The organism is Aeromonas intestinalis, from assembly GCF_054052485.1.
This window is the reverse complement of record NZ_JBSTYK010000013.1, coordinates 61,359-81,969: the sequence shown is the minus strand read 5'-3', so window position 1 is coordinate 81,969 and position 20,611 is coordinate 61,359. Positions and strand designations below refer to the sequence as shown.

At 61.8% G+C, this 20,611-nt stretch carries 21 protein-coding genes; 15 read left to right on the top strand and 6 right to left on the bottom strand.

Annotated elements, in window-relative coordinates; all coding sequences use genetic code 11:
* Positions 1-154 precede the first annotated feature (154 nt).
* Entirely contained in the window at positions 155-496 is a 342-nt protein-coding gene (locus ACW5W7_RS16370; protein WP_434665645.1) for a hypothetical protein, read from the top strand.
* 72 nt (positions 497-568) lie between these two features.
* Here the strand turns inward: ACW5W7_RS16370 and ACW5W7_RS16365 are convergent, their stop codons facing one another.
* Positions 569-1,006 carry a PACE efflux transporter gene (locus ACW5W7_RS16365; RefSeq protein ID WP_456502384.1) on the bottom strand — a complete coding sequence of 146 codons (438 nt, stop codon included), beginning with the start codon at positions 1,004-1,006 and terminating at the stop codon, positions 569-571.
* Between the two features lie 114 nt (positions 1,007-1,120).
* Between ACW5W7_RS16365 and ACW5W7_RS16360 the strand changes: the two genes are divergently transcribed.
* Positions 1,121-2,002 (top strand): LysR family transcriptional regulator, encoded by an 882-nt coding sequence (locus tag ACW5W7_RS16360; RefSeq protein WP_456502383.1) that lies wholly within the window; start codon positions 1,121-1,123, stop codon positions 2,000-2,002.
* A gap of 13 nt (positions 2,003-2,015) precedes the next feature.
* On the opposite strand, the gene ygfZ is transcribed toward ACW5W7_RS16360, so the two are convergent.
* Positions 2,016-2,921, bottom strand: coding sequence for a tRNA-modifying protein YgfZ (gene ygfZ / locus ACW5W7_RS16355; protein WP_456502421.1), 906 nt, complete (start codon positions 2,919-2,921; stop codon positions 2,016-2,018).
* Between the two features lie 119 nt (positions 2,922-3,040).
* Here ygfZ and ACW5W7_RS16350 point away from each other — a divergent pair, with 119 nt between their 5' ends.
* Both ACW5W7_RS16350 and ACW5W7_RS16345 read left to right on the top strand, forming a co-directional pair.
* Complete coding sequence (locus ACW5W7_RS16350) at positions 3,041-3,310, top strand: FAD assembly factor SdhE (protein WP_349920998.1); 270 nt, start codon at positions 3,041-3,043, stop codon at positions 3,308-3,310.
* 18 nt (positions 3,311-3,328) lie between these two features.
* A complete protein-coding gene (locus ACW5W7_RS16345; protein WP_456502382.1) occupies positions 3,329-3,724 on the top strand; it encodes a protein YgfX in 396 nt (131 codons plus the stop codon).
* A 280-nt stretch (positions 3,725-4,004) separates the two neighbouring features.
* Here ACW5W7_RS16345 and nadB read toward each other — a convergent pair whose 3' ends face one another.
* A complete protein-coding gene (gene nadB / locus ACW5W7_RS16340; protein ID WP_456502381.1) occupies positions 4,005-5,612 on the bottom strand; it encodes an L-aspartate oxidase in 1,608 nt (535 codons plus the stop codon).
* 182 nt (positions 5,613-5,794) lie between these two features.
* Here nadB and rpoE point away from each other — a divergent pair, with 182 nt between their 5' ends.
* The 10 genes from rpoE (at position 5,795) to pdxJ (ending at position 14,630) form a co-directional block, all read left to right on the top strand.
* Entirely contained in the window at positions 5,795-6,376 is a 582-nt protein-coding gene (rpoE, locus tag ACW5W7_RS16335) for an RNA polymerase sigma factor RpoE (RefSeq protein ID WP_349921000.1), read from the top strand.
* A gap of 23 nt (positions 6,377-6,399) precedes the next feature.
* A complete protein-coding gene (locus ACW5W7_RS16330; protein WP_456502380.1) occupies positions 6,400-6,987 on the top strand; it encodes a sigma-E factor negative regulatory protein in 588 nt (195 codons plus the stop codon).
* A 21-nt stretch (positions 6,988-7,008) separates the two neighbouring features.
* Positions 7,009-7,989: a MucB/RseB C-terminal domain-containing protein gene (locus ACW5W7_RS16325; RefSeq protein WP_456502379.1), complete on the top strand. Its 981-nt coding sequence runs from the start codon at positions 7,009-7,011 to the stop codon at positions 7,987-7,989.
* Between the two features lie 102 nt (positions 7,990-8,091).
* Positions 8,092-8,553: a SoxR reducing system RseC family protein gene (locus tag ACW5W7_RS16320; RefSeq protein ID WP_456502420.1), complete on the top strand. Its 462-nt coding sequence runs from the start codon at positions 8,092-8,094 to the stop codon at positions 8,551-8,553.
* 162 nt (positions 8,554-8,715) lie between these two features.
* A complete protein-coding gene (gene lepA, locus ACW5W7_RS16315; RefSeq protein WP_349921003.1) occupies positions 8,716-10,509 on the top strand; it encodes a translation elongation factor 4 in 1,794 nt (597 codons plus the stop codon).
* A gap of 3 nt (positions 10,510-10,512) precedes the next feature.
* Positions 10,513-11,436, top strand: a complete 924-nt coding sequence (gene lepB, locus ACW5W7_RS16310) for a signal peptidase I (protein WP_456502378.1) — start codon at positions 10,513-10,515, stop codon at positions 11,434-11,436.
* Positions 11,437-12,108 (top strand): ribonuclease III, encoded by a 672-nt coding sequence (gene rnc, locus ACW5W7_RS16305; RefSeq protein WP_456502377.1) that lies wholly within the window; start codon positions 11,437-11,439, stop codon positions 12,106-12,108. It begins immediately after the preceding gene.
* Positions 12,105-13,004, top strand: a complete 900-nt coding sequence (gene era, locus ACW5W7_RS16300) for a GTPase Era (RefSeq protein ID WP_456502376.1) — start codon at positions 12,105-12,107, stop codon at positions 13,002-13,004. Before rnc ends, era begins: the two co-directional genes overlap by 4 nt.
* 14 nt (positions 13,005-13,018) lie before the next feature.
* Positions 13,019-13,729 (top strand): DNA repair protein RecO, encoded by a 711-nt coding sequence (recO, locus tag ACW5W7_RS16295; protein WP_434665662.1) that lies wholly within the window; start codon positions 13,019-13,021, stop codon positions 13,727-13,729.
* Between the two features lie 163 nt (positions 13,730-13,892).
* A complete protein-coding gene (gene pdxJ, locus ACW5W7_RS16290) occupies positions 13,893-14,630 on the top strand; it encodes a pyridoxine 5'-phosphate synthase (RefSeq protein ID WP_456502375.1) in 738 nt (245 codons plus the stop codon).
* Between the two features lie 160 nt (positions 14,631-14,790).
* On the opposite strand, the gene ACW5W7_RS16285 is transcribed toward pdxJ, so the two are convergent.
* From ACW5W7_RS16285 to barA, 3 genes are all read right to left on the bottom strand, one after another.
* Positions 14,791-15,663: an N-acetylmuramoyl-L-alanine amidase gene (locus tag ACW5W7_RS16285; protein ID WP_456502374.1), complete on the bottom strand. Its 873-nt coding sequence runs from the start codon at positions 15,661-15,663 to the stop codon at positions 14,791-14,793.
* 21 nt (positions 15,664-15,684) lie between these two features.
* Positions 15,685-16,164: a DUF1456 family protein gene (locus ACW5W7_RS16280; protein ID WP_434665670.1), complete on the bottom strand. Its 480-nt coding sequence runs from the start codon at positions 16,162-16,164 to the stop codon at positions 15,685-15,687.
* 64 nt (positions 16,165-16,228) lie between these two features.
* Complete coding sequence (gene barA, locus ACW5W7_RS16275; RefSeq protein ID WP_456502373.1) at positions 16,229-18,976, bottom strand: two-component sensor histidine kinase BarA; 2,748 nt, start codon at positions 18,974-18,976, stop codon at positions 16,229-16,231.
* A 228-nt stretch (positions 18,977-19,204) separates the two neighbouring features.
* Here barA and rlmD point away from each other — a divergent pair, with 228 nt between their 5' ends.
* Entirely contained in the window at positions 19,205-20,527 is a 1,323-nt protein-coding gene (gene rlmD / locus ACW5W7_RS16270; protein ID WP_456502372.1) for a 23S rRNA (uracil(1939)-C(5))-methyltransferase RlmD, read from the top strand.
* Positions 20,528-20,611: the final 84 nt, after the last annotated feature.

Below are 20,611 nucleotides of genomic sequence, written 5' to 3'. Positions count from 1 at the left end.
AACCAGAGGGCTACTATACCTAGCGCCAGGATAAATAGCACCCGCCATGCCTCTTTCGCCGGGGACGAAAATTAGTGGTGCGTCCGAGATAGACGCTGTGAAAAGGAGAGGGCAAAATGGGCTGGCTTATTCCCATTTTTACGTAAGGAAATGTATGACCCAACAGAATGAGCAGCAGAGAAACCGGATGTTGAGCCTGTTGCGTGAGGGCGAGCGCCGCATGCTGGTGCAACTGTCCGGTCTGCTGCGTACCAGTGCCGATGAGATCAACGCCGAGCTGGAGAAAGAAGAGCTGCTGGGGGCTCTGGAACAGCCCATCACGGTGGAGTATCTGAGTGGCGTGGTGCAACATCATCTGTTTGAGCGCCTGCACAAGGGCGACATGACGGCTGCCCAGCGTATGCTGACCCAGTACCAGAGCGATCTCGAGGCCATGCTGAAACAGGAAGCGGGGGAAGACGAAACACCCGTCGAAGAGGCAAAGGCCGGGGCCTGAGCCCCAACCTCCCCATCAGCACCATCATGCCTGCCGCATGATGGTGCCTCGTCATTTTTTTCAATCCCTTCTTTAGTTCAGTGCCCGCTGCGCCGGTTGGCCCGGAATGGGGAACACCTTGTCATAGCTCCAGTTGTAGACGAAGGCATAGACCAGGTAGAACAGCACGAAGCCCATATCCAGTACCAGCGCCTCCAGCAGCCCGATGTCGAGCCACCAGCACATCACCGGCAGGGCCACGGTCAGCAATCCTCCCTCGAAACCCAGCGTATGCAGGACTCGCTGCCACAGTACCTTGTGGGTATGGCCTTGATAACGCAGCAGTAATTTATCCACCCCGATGTTGTAGACATAGTTCCAGACGGTGGCGACCACCGAGAAGAACAGGGCCAGGGGCCCCATGTGGTTGAGGCCGACCCCGGTGACCCAGCTTGCCAGGGGGGCGGCGATCAACAGGCCGATCAATTCGAAGCCGATGGCGTGACGAAGGCGATCGCGAGTGTTGCGCATGAGTGTGTCCCTCTGTGTTGGTTGAGATGATGACGGCGACTATAATCGCTAAAAGCCATGGATGCTCGTTGGTATCTATCGCTAAAACAGATAGATGAATGAGGGCATAAGCTGATGAATCTCTCCTTGGAGCAACTCAAGGCACTGTTGGCGGCGGCGGAAACGGGTTCGTTCTCCGGTGCCGCCCGTCGTCTGGGCAAGGCCCAATCCGTGGTGAGCACCGCCATCGCCAATCTGGAGATCGATCTCGGGCTCGAGCTGTTCGATCGCAGCGGCCGCTACCCGGTGCTGACGGAGGCGGGCCGCCGGGTCCAGCAGGAGGCGTTGATCCTGCTGGCCCAGAGCGAGCGACTGCAGGCCATCGCCGGCGAGCTGGCGGTGGGCATCGAATCGCGCCTGACCCTGGCCATCGACGATGATTCCCACCTGCCCTGGCTCGGCGCCGTGCTGGAGGAGTTTGCCACTCGCTACCCGGCGGTGGAGCTGGAGCTGCTGTTTCCCCTGATGGATGATGTGACCGAACTGCTCAAGAGCGGGCGGGCCCAGCTCGGCATCTGCTATCAACAGATGCAGCCGGCGCGGGAACTGGTGGCACGATCCCTGGGGGCGGTCAGCATGCCGCTGGTGGTCTCCCCGGATCACCCCCTTGCCCACAAGGAGCCGCTGCGGGAGAGCGATTTGCAGGGGGCGCGCCAGCTGATGGTGACCGGGCGGCGAGAGGGGACGGAGCGCAACCGCTTCCGTCTCTCTTCCCAGGTGTGGTGGGTCGAGGGGGATCTGGGGATCCTGGAGTTGGTCAAGCTGGGGCTGGGGTGGGCATCCGTACCGGACTTCCTGCTACATCGGCCGCTGGCACGGGGAGAAGTGGTAGTGTTGCAGCCGGATTTCGCCAGCCAGACCGAGTTGATGCTGGAGCTGCAGTGGCATCGCGCCCGCCCGCTGGGGCAGGCGGGGGCTTGGCTCAAAGAGGCACTGCTGGCGCGCGTGCCCCGTTGATCAGGATGGCGGCTCAGTCGGCGAGGGAGTAGGGCAGGGGTTGCAGGGTGAGATGAGCGCTCTCATCCTGCTTGAGGCGAAACTCGGCATCGGCCTCGGTGTCCTTGGGCAGCACGGCGGTGAGCCAGAGCTGGCCACCCTGCTGCCAGGCGTTCAACACCATGCCGCTACGGCGCCAGTTGTCACCGAGCCGGATCTCCAGGGTATCGCCGCTGGCGACCGGGCCGGTGGCGGTGCCTGCCAGCACGAAGAGGGCGCGGTTGTTGGCGCCGCGGTACTTGGCGCGGGCCACAATTTCCTGGCCCATGTAGCAGCCCTTGGTGAAACAGATGCCATCCAGTGCCTGCAGGTTCAACATCTGGGGGATGTATTCCCCTTGATGCACGGCTTCCAGATGGGGGATCCCCGCCTTGACATCCAGCCCCCACCAGAGGGCCTCGTCGGCCGTGGGCAGGGCGATGGCGAGGGGCTGCTCGCTCACCAGCAACCAGCGATCGGCCTCCACACGCACCGCCATGCCACCCTCGATGAGGCCGGTCTCCTGCAGGCCGTACTGGGCCGAGATCCACGCATCGCTGCCCAGACCCGCCACACCCACCGCCTTGCCCGGATAGTCGTCGATCTCCACCTTGGCGAAGACCGCAAACTTCTTGAGCTCAGGCAACTGGCGTGCCAGCACCGAGGGCTTGGTCAGCAGCAGCAGGGACTCTTCCAGGCAGAGCAGACGAAAATCGCTCCACAGCTTGCCCTTGGGATCGCAGTGACCGCCGAGGGTGCTCTGGCCCGGTTGCAAGGCGTTGACGTCGCAGGTGACCTGGCCTTGCAGATACTTGGCGCGATCCGTGCCGCGCAAACGGGTGATGGCGAGATCGCTCAAGGAGAAAAGGCTGGGTTCGGCAGGCAGAACAGGGGTCAGCAGGCTCACGGTGGTGGTCCAAAGGCATAAAGTATGTGACCTGCATGGTAAAGACGTAAGGAATGTTTGTCAGCCGGAAAATCCAGCTGCTACCATTCCCGAGTCTTTGTAAGGAGAGTTCCATGTTGAGCCCAATTGAAAAGTCCCGCCTGAAGTGGGCCTGCCGCCGTGGCATGCTCGAGCTGGACGTCATCTTTATGCCCTTTTTTGAACACGAGTTCGACAGCCTGAGTGACGAGCAGCAGCAGACCTTCATCCGTCTGCTGGAGCGCGAGGATCCCGAGCTGTTTCGCTGGAGCATGGGTCACGGGGTGCCGGAAGATCCTGCCTTCGCCGCCATGATCCCGCTGATCCTGGAGCGCAACCAGGCCCGCCACGACCGCCAGGGCTGATCCCCCATGCGGGTGAGCATGCCCGTGCTTGTCTCCCGCCAGCAGCTGCGCCTGCTGTCCCTTCTCTTTTTGTTGCTGCTCTGGCCTGCCGCCAGCCTTGTTCAGGGCTGGCAGTGGGGGCTGTTCCTGCCTTGCTGGTTGCTGGGGTTCTGGCTCGCCCGGGGGCGGGCCAGTGCCGTCTGTGGTGAAGTGATCCACGATGGCGAATGGCTGGAGTGGCGGGGCCGTCGCTATCGGCTCGATCCCCGCAGCCGCATCCTGCCCGGGGTGCTCTGGCTGCACCTCACCGCTGAAGGGGCGTCCGCCACCCGGCTCTGGCTTTTCGCCGATGCTCTGGCTCCCGAACACTATCGTATCCTGGCCCGCGCCATCCATCTCACCCCTTCCGATAAGGGCAAAGCCCGGCGACCATAAGCAGATGACCCCGCCGGGGCGGGGTCATCTGGATGGGCACAAGTGGGAATTCAGTCCCGTTCCGGGGTCAGCACCGTCGGCTTGGAGTCCGGCTGCATGTCCCGGGCAGTCCGGGATGAGAGGTGCAGTCTGCGGGATCTGTTTTGGCTTATAAGAAACGCAGAGTCAGTCCCGCTCCGGGGTTAGCACCGTCGGCTTGGAGTCCGGCTGCATGTCCCGGGTCGTCCGGGATGAGAGGTGCAGTCCGCGGGCTCTGCTTTGGCTCATCAGAAACGCAGAGTCAGTCCCGTTCCGGGGTCAGCACCGTCGGCTTGGAGTCCGGCTGCATGTCCGGGTAGTCCAGGTTGTAGTGCAGACCGCGGGATTCCTTGCGCTGCAGGGCACAGTTGACGATGAGTTCGGCCACCTGCAACAGGTTGCGCAGCTCCAGCAGGTTGTTGGAGACCCGGAAGTTCGCATAGTACTCCTGCACCTCCTGCTTGAGCAGATCGATGCGGCGCTTGGCACGGGCGAGGCGCTTGTTGGTGCGCACTATGCCCACGTAGTCCCACATCATCAGCCGCAGCTCGTGCCAGTTGTGCTGGATCACCACCTGCTCGTCCGAGTCATCCACCTGGCTCTCGTCCCAGGCCGGCAGCTGCGGTGGCGCCACGCTCATGGGCAGCTTGGCCAGGATGTCGGCCCCCGCCTGATGGGCGAAGACCACGCATTCGAGCAGGGAGTTGGAGGCCATGCGGTTGGCGCCGTGCAGGCCGGTGTAGGTCACCTCGCCGATGGCGTAGAGGCCCGGGATATCGGTCTGGCCGTTGCCATCGATCATCACGCCACCGCAGGTGTAGTGGGCCGCCGGTACGATGGGCATGGCCTCCTTGGTGATGTCGATGCCCACCGCGAGGCAACGTTCATGGATGGTCGGGAAATGCTTGATGATGAAGTCCGCCGGCTTGTGACTGATGTCCAGATACATGCAGTCGGCACCCAGGCGCTTCATCTCGTGGTCGATGGCGCGGGCGACGATGTCGCGGGGGGCCAGTTCCGCCCGTTCGTCGAAGTCCGGCATGAAGCGGCTGCCATCCGGGCGACGCAGATAGGCCCCTTCACCGCGCAGGGCTTCGGTCAGCAGGAAGTTGGGATCGTCCGGGTGGAACAGACTGGTGGGGTGGAACTGGTTGAACTCCAGATTCGCCACCCGGCAGCCAGCTCGCCAGGCCATGGCGATGCCGTCGCCCGAGCTCACATCCGGGTTGGAGGTGTACTGGTACACCTTGGAAGCGCCACCGGTGGCCAGCGCCACGAAGCGGGCGCGGATCACCTCGACCTGTTCGACGTTGCGGTTCCAGACGTAGGCACCGAGCACCTTGTTGCCCGGCAGGCCGAGCTTGCGGGTAGTGATGAGATCCACCGCGTTGAAGCGCTCCATCAACTGGATGTTGGGGTGAGCGCGGACCTGATCGATCAGGGTGAGCTGGACCGCCTTGCCGGTGGCATCGGCCGCGTGGAAGATGCGGCGATGGCTGTGGCCCCCCTCCCGGGTCAGGTGGTAGTGGGATTCCCCTTCGGCATCCTCTTCCTGATCGAAAGGAACCCCTTGCTGGATCAGCCACTGGATGGATTCGCGGGCGTTGCGGGCGGTGAACTCGACCACGGCCGGATCACACAACCCGGCCCCGGCGTTGAGCGTGTCGCTCACGTGGGATTCGATGCTGTCGGTCTCGTCGAACACGGCAGCGATGCCTCCTTGCGCATAGAGAGTGGCCCCCTCACTGATGGGCCCCTTGCTCAGAACCAGGACTTTGGCCTGGTCTGCCAATCGCAATGCGAGGGACAAACCGGCGGCACCGCTGCCAATGATGAGTACGTCGCAAAGGTATTCAACACTTGCTTTCATAAGTATCATTGGCCTGGATTAAGAACTGGCCCCATGGTAGCCCAAGGGGGGGTTGTGATGCAGCCCGCATCACATTTTTTTCGATACAAGCGAACTTTCTCTGATTCCTCCTGTCTGAACTTGTGCGCTTAGAAAGGGCCGGAAAAGAAAAACGATAACCTGATGGGGGTTTTACGGCTCTGATGAGCGACCAGAATCTACTGGACGAACAGCTGGTTGAACGGGTCCAGCGTGGCGATAAAAATGCATTCAACCTGTTGGTAAAAAAATACCAGCATAAGGTGGTCAATCTGGTGGCCAGGTATGTCAACAATCCGGGCGATGTGCCGGATGTGGCGCAGGAGGCTTTCATCAAGGCTTACCGTGCGTTGCCGACATTCCGTGGCGAGAGCGCGTTTTACACCTGGTTGTACCGGATCGCCGTCAATACGGCCAAAAATTACCTGACCTCACAGGGGCGCAGACCGCCCAGCAGTGATGTCGAAGCCGATGAGGCTGAATACTATGGTGGGGGCGAAGCCTTGCAAGAGGTGGCCACCCCGGAAAACCTGACGCTGACCGATGAGATCAAGCGCACCGTGTTTACCGCCATAGAAGCCTTGCCGGAAGACTTGAGAACAGCGATCACCCTTCGTGAACTGGAAGGGCTGAGCTACGAAGAGATTGCAGAGATCATGGATTGTCCGGTTGGAACGGTGAGATCCCGTATCTTCCGGGCGAGGGAAGCAATCGATAAAAAGCTGCAACCTCTGATCGAGAATTAAACTGGGGAAAGACAGGCAAACTTATGGCAAATAAAGAGCAAATCTCAGCCCTGATGGATGGCGACCTGAGCGAGATAAAGGTACTGAATGAGCTGGGAACGGATCCCTCCATGCAGGACACCTGGTCTCGTTACCATCTGATCGGTGATGCCATGCGGGGTGACCTGCCGGTCAATCTGCAACTGGATCTCAGTGACAGCATCATGCTGGCACTGGAAGACGAACCCACCATACTGGCTCCCGCGCCAGCACCTTCAACCGCTCCCGGGGTGAAAACCGGTGCCAAGGTGATACCGCTGCTTCGCCGCTTCGGCCAGCAGGTGGGGCAATATGCCATCGCCGCTTCCGTGGCTGCCGCCGTCATCTTCGGGGTGCAGCAGTACCAGGGGCAGGACGGTGTGCCGAATAACCCCGTGCTCAACACTATTCCTGTCGGTGGCAGCGCAACTCCCGTCAGCGTCCACTATCCGCAAGAGGGCAATCGCGCCACGACTCGCCAGCAAGGGCTGAACGAGCAGCAGATGCAAGAGCAGCGTGAGCGAGTCAATGCCTTCCTGCGGGATCACCAGTTGCAACAACGTCTGCTGCAAGACAAGCAGATCCAGGAATAACGCATTTTTAGGGATCAGACCGTGCGACAGTCCAGCCGTATCCTGCTGGCCTCTCTTCTGTTGATTTGTGCCAAGGCCTCGGGCGCCGATCAGTCGGCCGCGGCCGTGTTGCAGCAGATGCAGAGTGCCGTTTCACAACAGAACTTCGAGTTATCCATGGTCAAGGCCCGCCAGGGTCGCCTCGAACCCATCCGCATCAGCCATGGGGTCATCGATGGCAAGGAGGTGGCTCATCTGAGCTATCTCGACGGCAAGACGGTGGAATACCTGCAGCGCCAGAACGAGTACACCTTCTTCGAGAACACCCACGAGCCCTACACCCTGAAAGGCGCCCGTTTCCCCGGTGTCTGGTCGACCCTGGTGAAGATGCCGCTATCCAGGGTGCTGGAGAGCTATGATCCCGTGCTGGCGGGTCGCAGCCGGGTCGCCGGCCTGGTGGCTCAGGTGGTGAGGCTGGTCCCGAAAGAGGCGGACAAATACGGTTTCGTGCTCTGGATCGACGAGCAGAGCCATCTGCTGCTGCGCATCGACATGGTCGATCGGGAAGGCAATCTGGTTGAGCAGGTGCTGGGGGTGGATCTGGACAGGCAGTCTGCACCGGCCCCCTGGCTGGTGACCCTGGCCAAGAGCAAGTTGCCGGAGGCGCTGACCCTGGAGGATGCCTATCCGACTCCCCAGCAGACCCTGGCCTGGCACCTCACCTGGCTGCCGAGCGGCTTCAAGGTGCTCTCTCAGGACAGACACCAGCTGGTCAGCACCAGTTTGCCGGTGGACTACATGATGCTCTCCGATGGCGTGGTGGACCTCTCCGTCTACGTCGCCCGGGTCGACCCCAAGCAGGCGGTGCGCCAGCAGCTTATTCGGCAGGGGGCCACCTCATTGGTGAGCTATGTCAACGAGGTGGGGGTGGAGATCACCGTGGTGGGTGAGGTGCCGGCCGAGACCGCCAAACGCATCGCCGAGTCGGTGCAACCCCTGGCCCGCAACGAGGCCGTGCAGTAATCCCCATGGCGAGTCGTTCTCATTCCACTTGCCGAGGCGCGGCGGGCGTGTTCAGATTGGATAAATCCATGGCTGTTAATCTGGAGTCGTCAGGTGAGTAACATGAGCGAAGAGCTGGCGACAGTCGTGGCCATCGAAGGGGACTATGCCTGGGTGGAGTGCGAACGGCGCTCCGCCTGCAGCGGCTGCCACCAGCAGTCCAACTGCGGCACAGGTACCGTGGCCAAGGCTTTTCCGATGAAGTCCCAGCGACTCAAAGTGGCCCTCAATGGGGAGGTGATGGTCGGTCAGCAGATCCGCCTCGGCATCCCCCAGGCGAGCATCTTGCGCGGGGCAGCCCTGGTCTATGTGCTGCCGCTGTTCTGTTTGTTGCTGGGCGCCCTGCTGGGTCAACTCTGGCTGGCACCCCTGCTCTCGGCGGGGGAAGGGGTCACCATCCTCAGCTGCCTGCTGGGAGGAACCCTGGGTTTTTTACTGGTTCGTTACTTTTCCGCAAGGCTTGAGCAGGGGGAGTATGGCCCCCGCATGCTCGGTGTGGTGCTGAGCACCCGCCATCTCTCCTGACTGGCAAGGTATTACTGCAGATACAGGTCCTGGCGCGATAAATGGCCGCCAGGGCGCTATTTCCGGGCCTGTGTCGACTAAAGATTGGCCGTCGACCGGGTTATCCAGTAAAATCCTGCCCTCATATCCGACCCTAACTTAATTTTGAGTGATTCTTGCTCGATGAAACACATTCGTAACTTCTCGATTATTGCGCACATCGACCACGGTAAATCGACCCTGTCGGACCGTCTGATCCAGACTTGTGGCGGCCTGTCCGACCGCGAGATGCAGGCTCAGGTGCTGGACTCCATGGATTTGGAGCGCGAGCGCGGCATTACCATCAAGGCGCAGAGTGTGACCCTGAACTACCAGGCACAAGACGGTAACACCTATCAGCTGAACTTTATCGACACCCCGGGCCACGTGGATTTCTCCTACGAGGTTTCTCGCTCCCTGGCTGCCTGTGAAGGGGCGCTGCTGGTGGTGGATGCCGGTCAGGGGGTTGAGGCACAGACTCTGGCCAACTGCTACACCGCCATGGAAATGGATCTGGAAGTGGTACCGGTCCTGAACAAGATCGACCTGCCGGCCGCCGAACCCGAGCGTGTCGCCGAAGAGATCGAAGACATCGTCGGCATCGATGCCATGGACGCGGTACGCTGCTCCGCCAAGACCGGTCTCGGTGTGGATCTGGTGCTCGAAGAGATCGTGGCCCGTATCCCGTCGCCGGAAGGGGATCCCGATGCACCGCTGCAGGCGCTGATCATCGACTCCTGGTTCGACTCTTATCTCGGCGTCGTCTCCCTGGTGCGGATCAAGAACGGTTCTCTCAAGAAGAACGACAAGATCAAGGTCATGAGCACCGGTCAGGTGTGGGGCGTGGATCGCATCGGTATCTTCACCCCCAAGCAGGTGGATACCCAGGGCCTGGGTTGTGGCGAGGTAGGTTGGGTCGTCTGCGGCATCAAGGACATCCACGGCGCGCCGGTGGGCGATACCCTGACCCAGGCCAAGCACGGTGCCGACAAGGCGCTGGCGGGTTTCAAGAAGGTGAAGCCGCAGGTCTATGCGGGCCTGTTCCCCATCTCCAGCGACGACTATGAGTCCTTCCGTGACGCGCTGGACAAGCTCTCCCTGAACGATGCGTCCCTGTTCTTCGAGCCGGAAAGCTCCACGGCGCTCGGCTTTGGCTTCCGCTGTGGCTTCCTCGGCATGCTGCACATGGAGATCATCCAGGAGCGGCTGGAGCGGGAGTACGATCTGGACCTCATCACCACGGCGCCGACCGTGGTCTACCAGATCGAGCTGAACAACGGCGAGACCATCCACATCGACAGCCCGGCCCAGATGCCGGCGGTCAACAACATCAAAGAGATGCGCGAGCCCATCGCCGAGTGTCACATCCTGCTGCCGCAGGAGTACATGGGCAACGTCATCACCCTCTGCATCGAGAAGCGTGGCGTGCAGACCAACATGGTCTATCACGGCAAGCAGGTGGCGCTGACCTATGAAATCCCGATGGCGGAAGTGGTGCTCGACTTCTTCGACCGCCTGAAGTCCACCAGCCGCGGCTACGCCTCTCTGGATTACGGCTTCAAGCGCTTCGAAACTTCCGACATGGTCCGTCTGGATATCATGATCAACGGTGAGCGGGTCGACGCCCTGGCCATCATCACCCACAAGGAGAACGCCCAGTTCCGCGGTCGCCAGGTGGTGGAGAAGATGCGTGAGCTGATCCCGCGCCAGATGTTCGACATCGCCATCCAGGCTTCCATCGGCAACCAGATCATCGCCCGCAGCACGGTCAAGGCCCTGCGCAAGGACGTGACTGCCAAGTGTTACGGTGGTGACGTGAGCCGTAAGAAGAAGCTGCTGAACAAGCAGAAAGAAGGCAAGAAGCGGATGAAGTCTCTCGGCCGTGTCGACGTGCCGCAAGAGGCCTTCCTCGCGATTCTCCACGTAGGCAAGGACTAATCGATGGCAAGCACCTTTTCCCTGATCCTCGTCGTCGTCACCCTGCTGGCCGGCATCATCTGGACCGTCGACAAGCTGGTCTGGTCCAAGCAACGGGCGGCCAAGATAGCGGCTGCCCGTGCCAATGCCGGCCCGAATGTGGATGAGAAAACCTTGGCCAAGGTGGCCCCCATGCCGGTCTGGATCGAACAGACCGGCGGGGTCTTCCCGGTCATTGCCCTGGTGCTGATCCTGCGCTCCTTCATCTTCGAGCCGTTCCAGATCCCCTCCGGTTCCATGATGCCCACCCTGCTGGTGGGAGACTTCATCCTGGTGGAGAAGTTTGCCTATGGCCTCAAGGATCCGGTGAGCAACACCAAGTTCCTCGAGACTGGTTCCCCCAAGCGCGGGGATGTGGTGGTGTTCAAGTATCCGTTGGATACCCGGGTCGACTACATCAAGCGTGTGGTCGGCATGCCCGGAGACAGGGTCATCTATCGCAACAAGGAGCTGATGATCCGGCCCAAGTGTGACGAACAGGCAGGGAAAACGTGCCCGGGCTTCAAGAAGCTCGACGTCAAGTTTGAACAACGTGGCGAGTTCAGCCAGATGGGGATCCCGCTGGATCGCTATACCGAGCAGTTGGGCGATGTCTCTCACGAGACCCTGCGCAATCCGCTCATGCCGGATCTGGTGGATCGCTACTATCGTCAGCCGGGTACCTACCCCGATGAGTGGGTGGTGCCGGAAGGCCACTACTTCGTGATGGGTGACAACCGCGACAACAGCACCGACAGTCGCTTCTGGGGCTTCGTGCCCGAGGAGAACCTGGTGGGCAAGGCGGTCGCCATCTGGATCAGTTTCGAATTCGAGCGCGAGGAAGGTTCCAGTTTGCCAGGCTGGGTGCCGACCGGTGTGCGCTTCAACCGCATTGGCGGAATCAAGTAAATGAATATCAAGATGAACAGACTGCAGTCCCGTCTCGGGCATGTCTTTCAGGATCAAGAACGACTGACCCGGGCGCTGACTCACCGCAGCGCCGGCTCCCGTCACAACGAGCGACTGGAATTCCTGGGTGACTCCATCCTGAGTCTGGTGATTGCCGATGACCTCTTCCATCGCTTCCCGCAAGCGGCGGAAGGGGATCTCAGCCGGATGCGCGCCACCCTGGTGCGGGAGAAGACCTTGGCCGAGCTTGGCCGGGAGTTCGATCTCGGGGATCACCTGATCCTGGGGCCGGGTGAGCTGAAAAGCGGCGGTTTTCGCCGCGAGTCGATCCTGGCCGACACGGTCGAGGCGGTGATCGGCGCCATCTATCTGGATACCAATCTGGAGACGGTGCGAACCCTGTTGCTCGGCTGGTACGCCAGCCGCCTGGATGAGATCAAGCCCGGCATCGAGCAGAAGGATCCCAAGACCCGGCTGCAGGAAATTTTGCAGGGAAGCCGTAAATCCCTGCCGACCTACACGGTGACCAACGTCAAGGGCGAGGCCCACAATCAGGAGTTCACCGTCCAGTGCGAGGTGGATGGCCTGGATGGTCCCCTGGTCGGGATCGGTACCAGCCGCCGCAAGGCTGAACAAGCCGCCGCGCAGCAAGCATTGGAAAGATTGTCATGACAGATACCACTTACTGCGGCTTCGTCGCCATCGTGGGCCGCCCCAACGTGGGCAAGTCCACCCTGCTCAACAAGCTGCTTGGCCAGAAGGTCAGCATCACCTCGAAGAAACCCCAGACCACCCGTCACCGGATTTTGGGGATCGACACCGAGGAGAACTACCAGACCATCTACGTGGACACCCCGGGTCTGCACATCGAAGAGAAACGGGCCATCAACCGCCTGATGAACCGCGCCGCCACCAGCTCCCTCGGAGACGTGGCCATGGTGGTGTTCATGGTGGACGGTACCCACTGGACCAAGGACGACGAGATGGTGCTCGGCAAGTTGCGCCACCTCAAGTGCCCCGTGGTGCTGGCGGTCAACAAGATCGACAACGTCAAGGAGAAGGAGGATCTGCTGCCGCACCTCGAGTGGCTGGGCCAGCAGATGAACTTCGCCCATATCCTGCCCATCAGCGCCGAGAAGGGCACCAACGTGGAGAAGATCCGCGAGTGGGCCAAGGATCTGCTGCCGGAAAACGTCCACTTCTTCCCGGAAGATTACGTGACCGACCGCTCCTCCCGCTTCATGGCCTCCGAGATCATCCGCGAGAAGCTGATGCGTTTCACCGGTGAGGAGCTGCCCTACTCGGTAACCGTGGAGATCGAGCGCTTCAAGGTGGAGGAGAACGGCCTCTACCACATCCACGGCCTGATCCTGGTCGAGCGCGACGGCCAGAAGAAGATGGTCATCGGCAACAAGGGCGAGAAGATCAAGATCATCGGCACCGAGGCGCGCCTCGACATGGAACGCCTGTTCCAGAACAAGGTGCACCTGGAGCTTTGGGTCAAGGTCAAATCCGGCTGGGCCGACGACGAGCGCGCCCTGCGTAGTCTCGGTTACGGCGACGATTAAGTGGTGCCGAGCGGTTGCTGAGCCCGGCTTTCGTCATCCACAGCCGGCCCTATCGGGAGACCAGCCAGCTGGTCGAGGTTTTCACCCAGGATAGTGGTCGCTTTACCCTGGTGGCTCGCGGTTCTCGCGGGCCACGCTCCCCTCTGAAGGGGCTGTTGCAGCCGTTCTCCCTGCTCACCATCGCTTGGCGTGGCAAGGGGGATCTCAAGAATCTCACCCAGGTAGAATGCCCGGATCACTCCCTGCGGCTTGGCGGCGATCGGCTGTTCTACGGCCTCTATCTCAACGAGCTGGTCTACTACCTGCTCGAAGCCCATACCCCTTTTCCCGAGGTGTTCGACGCCTATGCCCGCGCCATCATGGCGCTGGCGGATGGTGAAACCCCGGAGCTGCCCCTGCGCCGTTTCGAGTTCCTGCTGCTGCAGGCGCTCGGCTATGCGGTGGATTTCGAGTATGCCGCCGACGACGAGTCTCCCATTCAACCCGAGCTGCTCTACGGCTTCGAGCGGGAGCTCGGCTTTGTGGCTTGCGAGCGGGCGCCGGATCCCCGTACCCTGTTCCTCGGCGCTCACCTGCTGGCCTTCGCCGAAGGGCGCTTCGATACCCCTCCCTTGCTGCAGGCGGCCAAGCGTTTCAGCCGACTGGCGTTGCAACCCTATCTGGGCAAGCGTCAGCTGAAGAGCCGGGAGCTGTTTTTAAAGCGCAGGGGCAGTGTTTCAGGCTGACAGGTTCGATATTCTCGATAGTTACTGTAGGCTAGCCTGAATTTTAAAGAATATATCGCTGCCACATGGGAGGGAAAACCCGCATCCGGTGGCTCATGGACAACCGGGGCTGGCGCTGGCGTCAACCCACAATGAACAGATGACCTGTATCAAGGAGTATGCAATGAGCGAGATCTACCTGGGCGTGAACATCGATCACATCGCCACCCTGCGCAATGCCCGCGGCACCCAGTACCCGGATCCGGTACAGGCCGCTTTCGTGGCCGAGCAGGCCGGTGCCGATGGCATCACGGTTCACCTGCGGGAAGATCGCCGCCATATCACCGACCGTGACGTGGAGATCCTGCGTCAGACCATCCAGACCAGGATGAACCTGGAGATGGCGGTGACCGAGGAGATGATCGGCATCGCCTGCCGCATCCAGCCCCAGTTCGTCTGCCTGGTTCCGGAGAAGCGCACCGAGGTGACCACGGAAGGGGGGCTGGATGTGGCCGGTCAGCTGGACAAGGTGACTGATGCGGTCACGCGCCTGGCCGCCGTCGGTGCCAAGGTCTCCCTGTTCATCGATGCGGATTATCTGCAGATCGATGCCGCCGCCGCGAGCGGGGCTCCCTTCATCGAGATCCACACCGGCCGTTACGCCGACGCCACCACGGATGCGGAGCGCAACGCCGAGTTCAAACGGATCGCCGCCGGGGCCTCCTATGCAGTCGGCAAGGGCTTGAAGGTGAATGCCGGCCACGGCCTGCACTATCACAACGTCAAGGCCATCGCCGCCATCCCCGAGCTCTATGAGCTCAACATCGGCCACGCCATCATCGGCCGCGCCGCTTTCGACGGTCTGGCCAAGGCGGTCAGCGACATGCGTCTGCTGATGCAGGAAGCCCGTCAGGGGATCTGATGTCTGCTCGCCAGAGCGGGATCAACAAGGGACGCCGCGGCGTCCCTTGTCGTTTTTGGGCGCCACTTTGGGTGGGATCCAGCGCGTCGGAAGGTCAGGTTTTCGCAATGCCATCAGGCATTTCGCTGGCACTCGGCATCCGGTGAGGAGGAAGAACGATTCAGGGGGACGGGAAGTAACGCTCCAGCAGCGCCATCAGAATGGCTTGAGACTCGGCATCCGGCTCGCCGGTCACCAACGCCGGGCGAAAGTGGAGCTGGAAGGCGCGCAGCACGGCCTGGCTCTGCTCATCCCAGTGACCGCTGGGGGCAATGCCATAACCGTAGCGGGCGAGCTGCTGTTGCCACTGGAGAGCACCCCAGGCTGACAGGGCGCTCTGGCGCAGGGCGGTGACCCTGTCCTCGTCGGGCCAGGCGCCGACCCCGTAGTCCAGGGCGAGCTCGCGCCAGGGAAAGAGGGGTCCGGGATCCTGCTTGCGATCGGGGGCGATGTCACTGTGGGCCAGCACCTGGGTCGGCGGGATCTGATGGCGCGTCACCAGATCCCGCGCCAGGGCGCCGACTGCGGCGATCTGGGCCCGGGTGAAGGGCTGCCAGTGGCGCAGGTGCGCGGGGAGCGCGGCTTCTTTCTCGTCATAGCCGAGGTTCACGATCTCGATGCCGAGCGAGCTGGCATTGAGGCCGGCATACTGGTGCCAGCGGCTGCGACCGGCATGCCAGGCGCGCCTATCGTCGGGCACCAGCTGGTAGACCGGCAGCGGGCTCTGTTCGATATCCCGTGGCACCAGATAGTGGGCACTCACCTTGTATTGAGGCTCCGTCAGCAGGCGCAGGGAGTGGGCATCGTCTTCGTCCGTGTAGTGCAGGATCAGGAAGGCGATGCGGCCATTCTGGCTGGCGCTGGCATGGCGGGTATCGAGATGGTAGGGGGTGGGCTGACAGGCCCCCAGCAGCAGAAGCAGCAGGCAGAGCGACCAGCGCAGCTCACCGGCCATCCTGATGAGGGCTGAGGGTGAGCGGGGGCGCTGGTCCATGGCTCAGGCGCGGCGGCTATGTCAAGCGCGATGCTTGGCGGTGAGGCCGATCAGGAAGTTGCGCAGGATCTGATCCCCGCAATCCTGATAGTGCTTGTGATCCTTGGCGCGGAACAGGGCGCTCAGCTCGGACTTGGAGAGGTTGAAGTTGGCGAGCTTGAGGGTGCCCAGCATGTCCTCTTCCTTGTAGTTCAGGCCGATGCGCAGCTTGCGCAGGATCAGGTTGTTGTTGATCCGGTTCGGGATCACCTGGGGCGGCGCATCCTCGCGCACGCCGCGACGCAGGGCGATGAAACCGTCGAGGAACTGGCTCAGCGCCGAATCCGGACAGGCCATGAAGCCCGGATCTTGCGCTTCGCCTTCCGCCGCCTCTTTCAGCAGCCAGCCGTGCAACTGGGCATGGGTGACGGTCAGGTTGCCCTTGGCAAACATCTCGACCATCTGATCGTTGCTGATGGTGAGGGCGTAGCGCAGACGGCGCAGAATATCGTTGTTGGTCATGCTGACTCCTGTAAAAAACGGCGCAACTCTACCATTTACCGGGCTGTGCGTCAGAAAAAGCGCGTCATTCGCTCGCATCGAGATAGCGTGGTGCCTCCTGACGCACCTGCGCCAGCGCATCCTGCAATTCCAGCAATTCGGGCTCCAGCTCGCTCACCGGCACACCGTCCCGCAACTGCTGCTCCAGCTGGGAGAGCAGGCGCTGCAGGCCGGGGACACCGGAGTAGGCGCAACCACCGTTGAGGCGATGCAACTGGGCCAGCACCTCGGCATCGTCGGCCTGCCCCGCGAGGGCGGACTCCAGCAGAGGCTCCACCTCGTCGAAGCTGGCCAGCAGCATGGTCAGCATCTCCCGTGCCAGCTCCGTCTTGCCGGCGGCCTGGCGCACGGCGAGGGCCCAGTCTATCTGCTCGTCCCCGTGATTCTGGTGGCGGCGATGGGCGAAGTCGGTGATGAGCTGGGCCAGCATGCTCTCGTCGATGGGCTTGGCCAGATAGTCATCCATGCCCTGGCGGATCAAGCGCTCCCGCTCCCCCGGGATGGCGTGGGCGGTGACCGCGACTATGGGGGTCTCCATGTTGAGGGAGTGGCGACGAATGGCCTGGGTGGCGCTGATGCCATCCATGATCGGCATCTGTATGTCCATGAAGATGATGTCGAACGGCTGGCTCTGGGCCAGGCTGACCGCCTCCTTGCCGTTCTTGCACACCACCACCTGGCTCACCATCTCCTTGAGCATGGCGGCGATGAGCTTGAGGTTGGCGGCATTGTCATCCACCGCCAGTACCTTGACCTCCTGCACCTTGATAGCCGGCTCGGGAGGCGTGACGGGGACGGGCAGCCGGGCGTCTCTGGCGGTCTCGGGGGAGAGCAGGGCGTGCAGCAACTTGCGATGGTTGATGGGTTTGGAGAGGCAGTGCTGGGCACCGTGGGCCTGCATGGCGTCATACAGGGCGGGCTCGTGGCTGCTCAGCACCACTATGGTGTTCTGGGCGTCGCCGAGGCCATCGAGGCGGGCGATCACCTGCTGGGGAGGATGCTGGGTGCTGCTGCCGATGATCACCACATCCTGGCGGCTCATGTCGGGCCAGTCGTCGTCCATGCCGAGGGAGTGCACATCCAGCTGCCATTCGGCCAGCAGGGCATGCAGGGAGGCGTGGGCGAAGGGATCCGGCTCCAGCAGCCAGACCCGCTTGCCCTGGATGCGATCCAGTGGCAGCCGCTCGGTCTGGGGCAGGGGAGAGACGTCGAGTTCCAGGTTGAAGGAGAAGATGGAACCCTTGCCAAGTTCGGACTCGAAGCGGATCTGCCCCCCCATCTGCTGCACCAGCTTCTGGGTGATGACGAGGCCGAGGCCGGTGCCGCCATAGCGGCGGGAGATGGAGGAGTCGGCCTGGTTGAACGCCTGGAACAGCTGGCGCTGCTGCTCTTCCGAGATGCCGATGCCGGTATCGTGGATCAGCACCCGGAGCCGTACCTTCTTGCCGGCATGGAGGCCATTGCCGGCCTCGAGCTGCTCGATGCGAACATCCACGTTGCCACGCTCGGTGAACTTGATGGCGTTGCCGGTGAGGTTGGTCAGCACCTGCTGCAGGCGCATGGGGTCGCCGGTGAGGTAGTCCGGCACCTCGGCATCCACCTGCAGAGAGAGTTCCAGCTGCTTGTCGTGGGCACTCGGGCCCAGCAGATGCATGGTCTCGTTCAGGGTGTCGCGCAGGCTGAACGGGATATGCTCGAGCTGCAGCTTGCCCGCCTCCAGCTTGGAGAAGTCGAGGATGTCGTTGATGATGCCGAGCAGGTTGCGGGCCGACTTCTCGATGGTCTGCATGTAGTCGGTCTGACTCGGGGTCAGACTGGTCTTGAGCAGCTGACGGGTGAAGCCGATGACGCCGTTCAAGGGGGTGCGCAGCTCGTGGGACATGTTGGCCAGGAATTCGGACTTGACCCTGGCGGCCTCCTGGGCACGTTTTTTCGCCATGTCGAGCTCGACGTTCTGGATCTCTATCTGCTCCAGGGTCTCCCGCAGATCCGAGGTGGCCTGGTCGATGTTCTGCTGCATCTCCTCGTGATATTCGGAGAGCGCCTTGGCCATGGCATTGATGCCGTTTTTCAGCATGTCCAGCTCGCCGGTGAGCTGGCCGCTGACCCGGGTATCGAGTCGCCCCTCCCTGATCCGGTGCACCGCTTGCACCATGTCGGTGATGGGTTGGGTCACGCTCTTGACCAGCCTGAACCCGAACAGGGTACTGATGGCCAGGCCGATGAGCACCATGACCACGGCGAAGAAGGCATCCCGGTATTGCAGGACGATGGCCCTGTCGGTGGCGAGCTGCATGGAGATGTAGCCGATCACCGGCGGTTCCAGATCGCTCGGCAGCGGGAAGCCGTCCAGGCTGGTCTCCGCCTGAATGGGGGTGCGCAGTATGATATCATCGCCGTTGAAGGAGACGCTGGTGAGCTCCGGGATGGCGCTGCCATCGGGCAGGCGCAGCTGGCCGAAGTCCCTGTGGTAGTTGGAGGTGACGAACAGCTGGTTGTCCTGGGTGAAGACGGCGATGGACTTGATGAAGGGGGAATTCTTGCGATGGGTGAGCCCGATCAGCCGCTTGAGGGATTCGCGACTGTGCTGGGTCATACCGTACTCACTGGCAATCGCCAGGGGTTCTATGATGTTGATGCCCTGATCGATCAGGCTGCTTTCCAACTGCTGGTAGCGGTGGAAGGTGAAATAACCGGCAATCAGACCGCCGATGATGAGGGTGGGCAAGATGGTGAAGGCCAGCACCCTGGCTCTGAGGCCATATCTGGTCATGCTGATAACCCGTTGGGGATGAGGGCGGATACGAGGGTCATTGCCGCACTGGCGTGAAGGCCATATCTGGTCATGCTGATAAACCGCCGACGAAGAGGACTGACATAGGGTGAGGTCATGACAGCACGGGCCCCGAGGCCGCATTTGGTCATACTATTATTCTTGTGGGACAATGACCTGCTGCAGACCTCACAATCATGACATAGCCACCTATAGGCACCAAGTTTTATGGCCCAGTTTTTCAAGCCCCAAAAGAAATCCACCCAGCCCCAACGTATTGAATTTACGGTAGACAGTCTGGACCACCACTGTGTTGGCGTCGGCCGTCATCAGGGCAAGGCGATCTTCGTCGAAGGGGCGCTGCCCGGTGAACGGGTCAAGGTTCGCATCCTGGATGACAAGAAGCAGTACGCCCACGGAGCCCTGCAGCAGGTCGTCACCCCGGCGGCCAATCGGATCGACCCCTTCTGCGCTCATTACCGGGAATGCGGTGGTTGCAGCACCCAGCACCTGTCCGAGGCGGATCAGCAAGGGGCCAAGGAGGCCGGCCTGGTCAGCCTGTTCGAACGTCTTGGCAACATCCAGCCGCCGCCCCTCGAACCCGCTCTCAACGGGGAGTCCCGCTCTTACCGCCGGGTCTGCCGGCTGGCCATCAAGTTTGACAAGAATGGCCGCTGTACCCGGGTCGGTTTCCGTCGCCGCCAGTCCAATGACCTGGTGGAAATCCAGGGCTGTCCCGTGCTGGCCGAGCCTCTCTCCGCCCTCATCAACCCGCTGCGCGATTGCCTCAATCGCCTCAAAAGCCAGCGTGAACTGGGCCATGCGGAGCTCATTCAGGCGGAGCAGGGGATCCTGATGCTGCTGCGCCACACCGGCCGGCCGAACGAGACCGACCGGGCCATGCTGATCGAATTCGCGCAAGATCAGGGGATCGATCTCTACCTGCAGGCCGCGGACGAACAGATAGAACCCCTGCGTCAACAATTCCAGCCGAGCTACTCTCTCGATGGCCTGTCTCTTGCATTTGCCCCGGGGGACTTCATCCAGGTCAACGGCCCCATCAACCAGGCCATGGTCAATCAGGCTCTGAACTGGCTCGGCACCACCCCGGATGACAAGGTGCTGGATCTGTTCTGCGGCATCGGCAACTTCACCTTGCCCCTGGCCCGCCAGGCCCGGGAAGTGGTGGGGGTTGAAGGGGATCTCGCCATGGTGGCCCGGGCCCAGGAAAACGCCCGTCGCAACGGCATCGACAACGCCCGTTTCTTCAAGGCGGACTTGAGTGGTGACATCAAAGGCATGTCCTGGGCGCGGGAAGGCTTCGATCTGGTACTGCTGGATCCAGCTCGCCCCGGCGCCCTGGAGGTGATGAGCCACGTGGCGGCACTTTCCCCGAAACGGGTGGTCTATGTCTCCTGTAACCCGGTCACCCTGGCCCGTGACAGCCAGGTGCTGGTGAAGCAGGGTTATCGACTGACCCGCCTGGGCATGCTGGACATGTTCCCTCACACCGGCCATCTGGAGTCCATGGCGCTGTTTGAGCGAGGCTGAGCGACGTTATACAGGAAGGGGGACAGGCAGACTTATCTCCCTGTTCCTGAATGCCGGATGCTGTGTGAGCAGGGTGATTAGGGT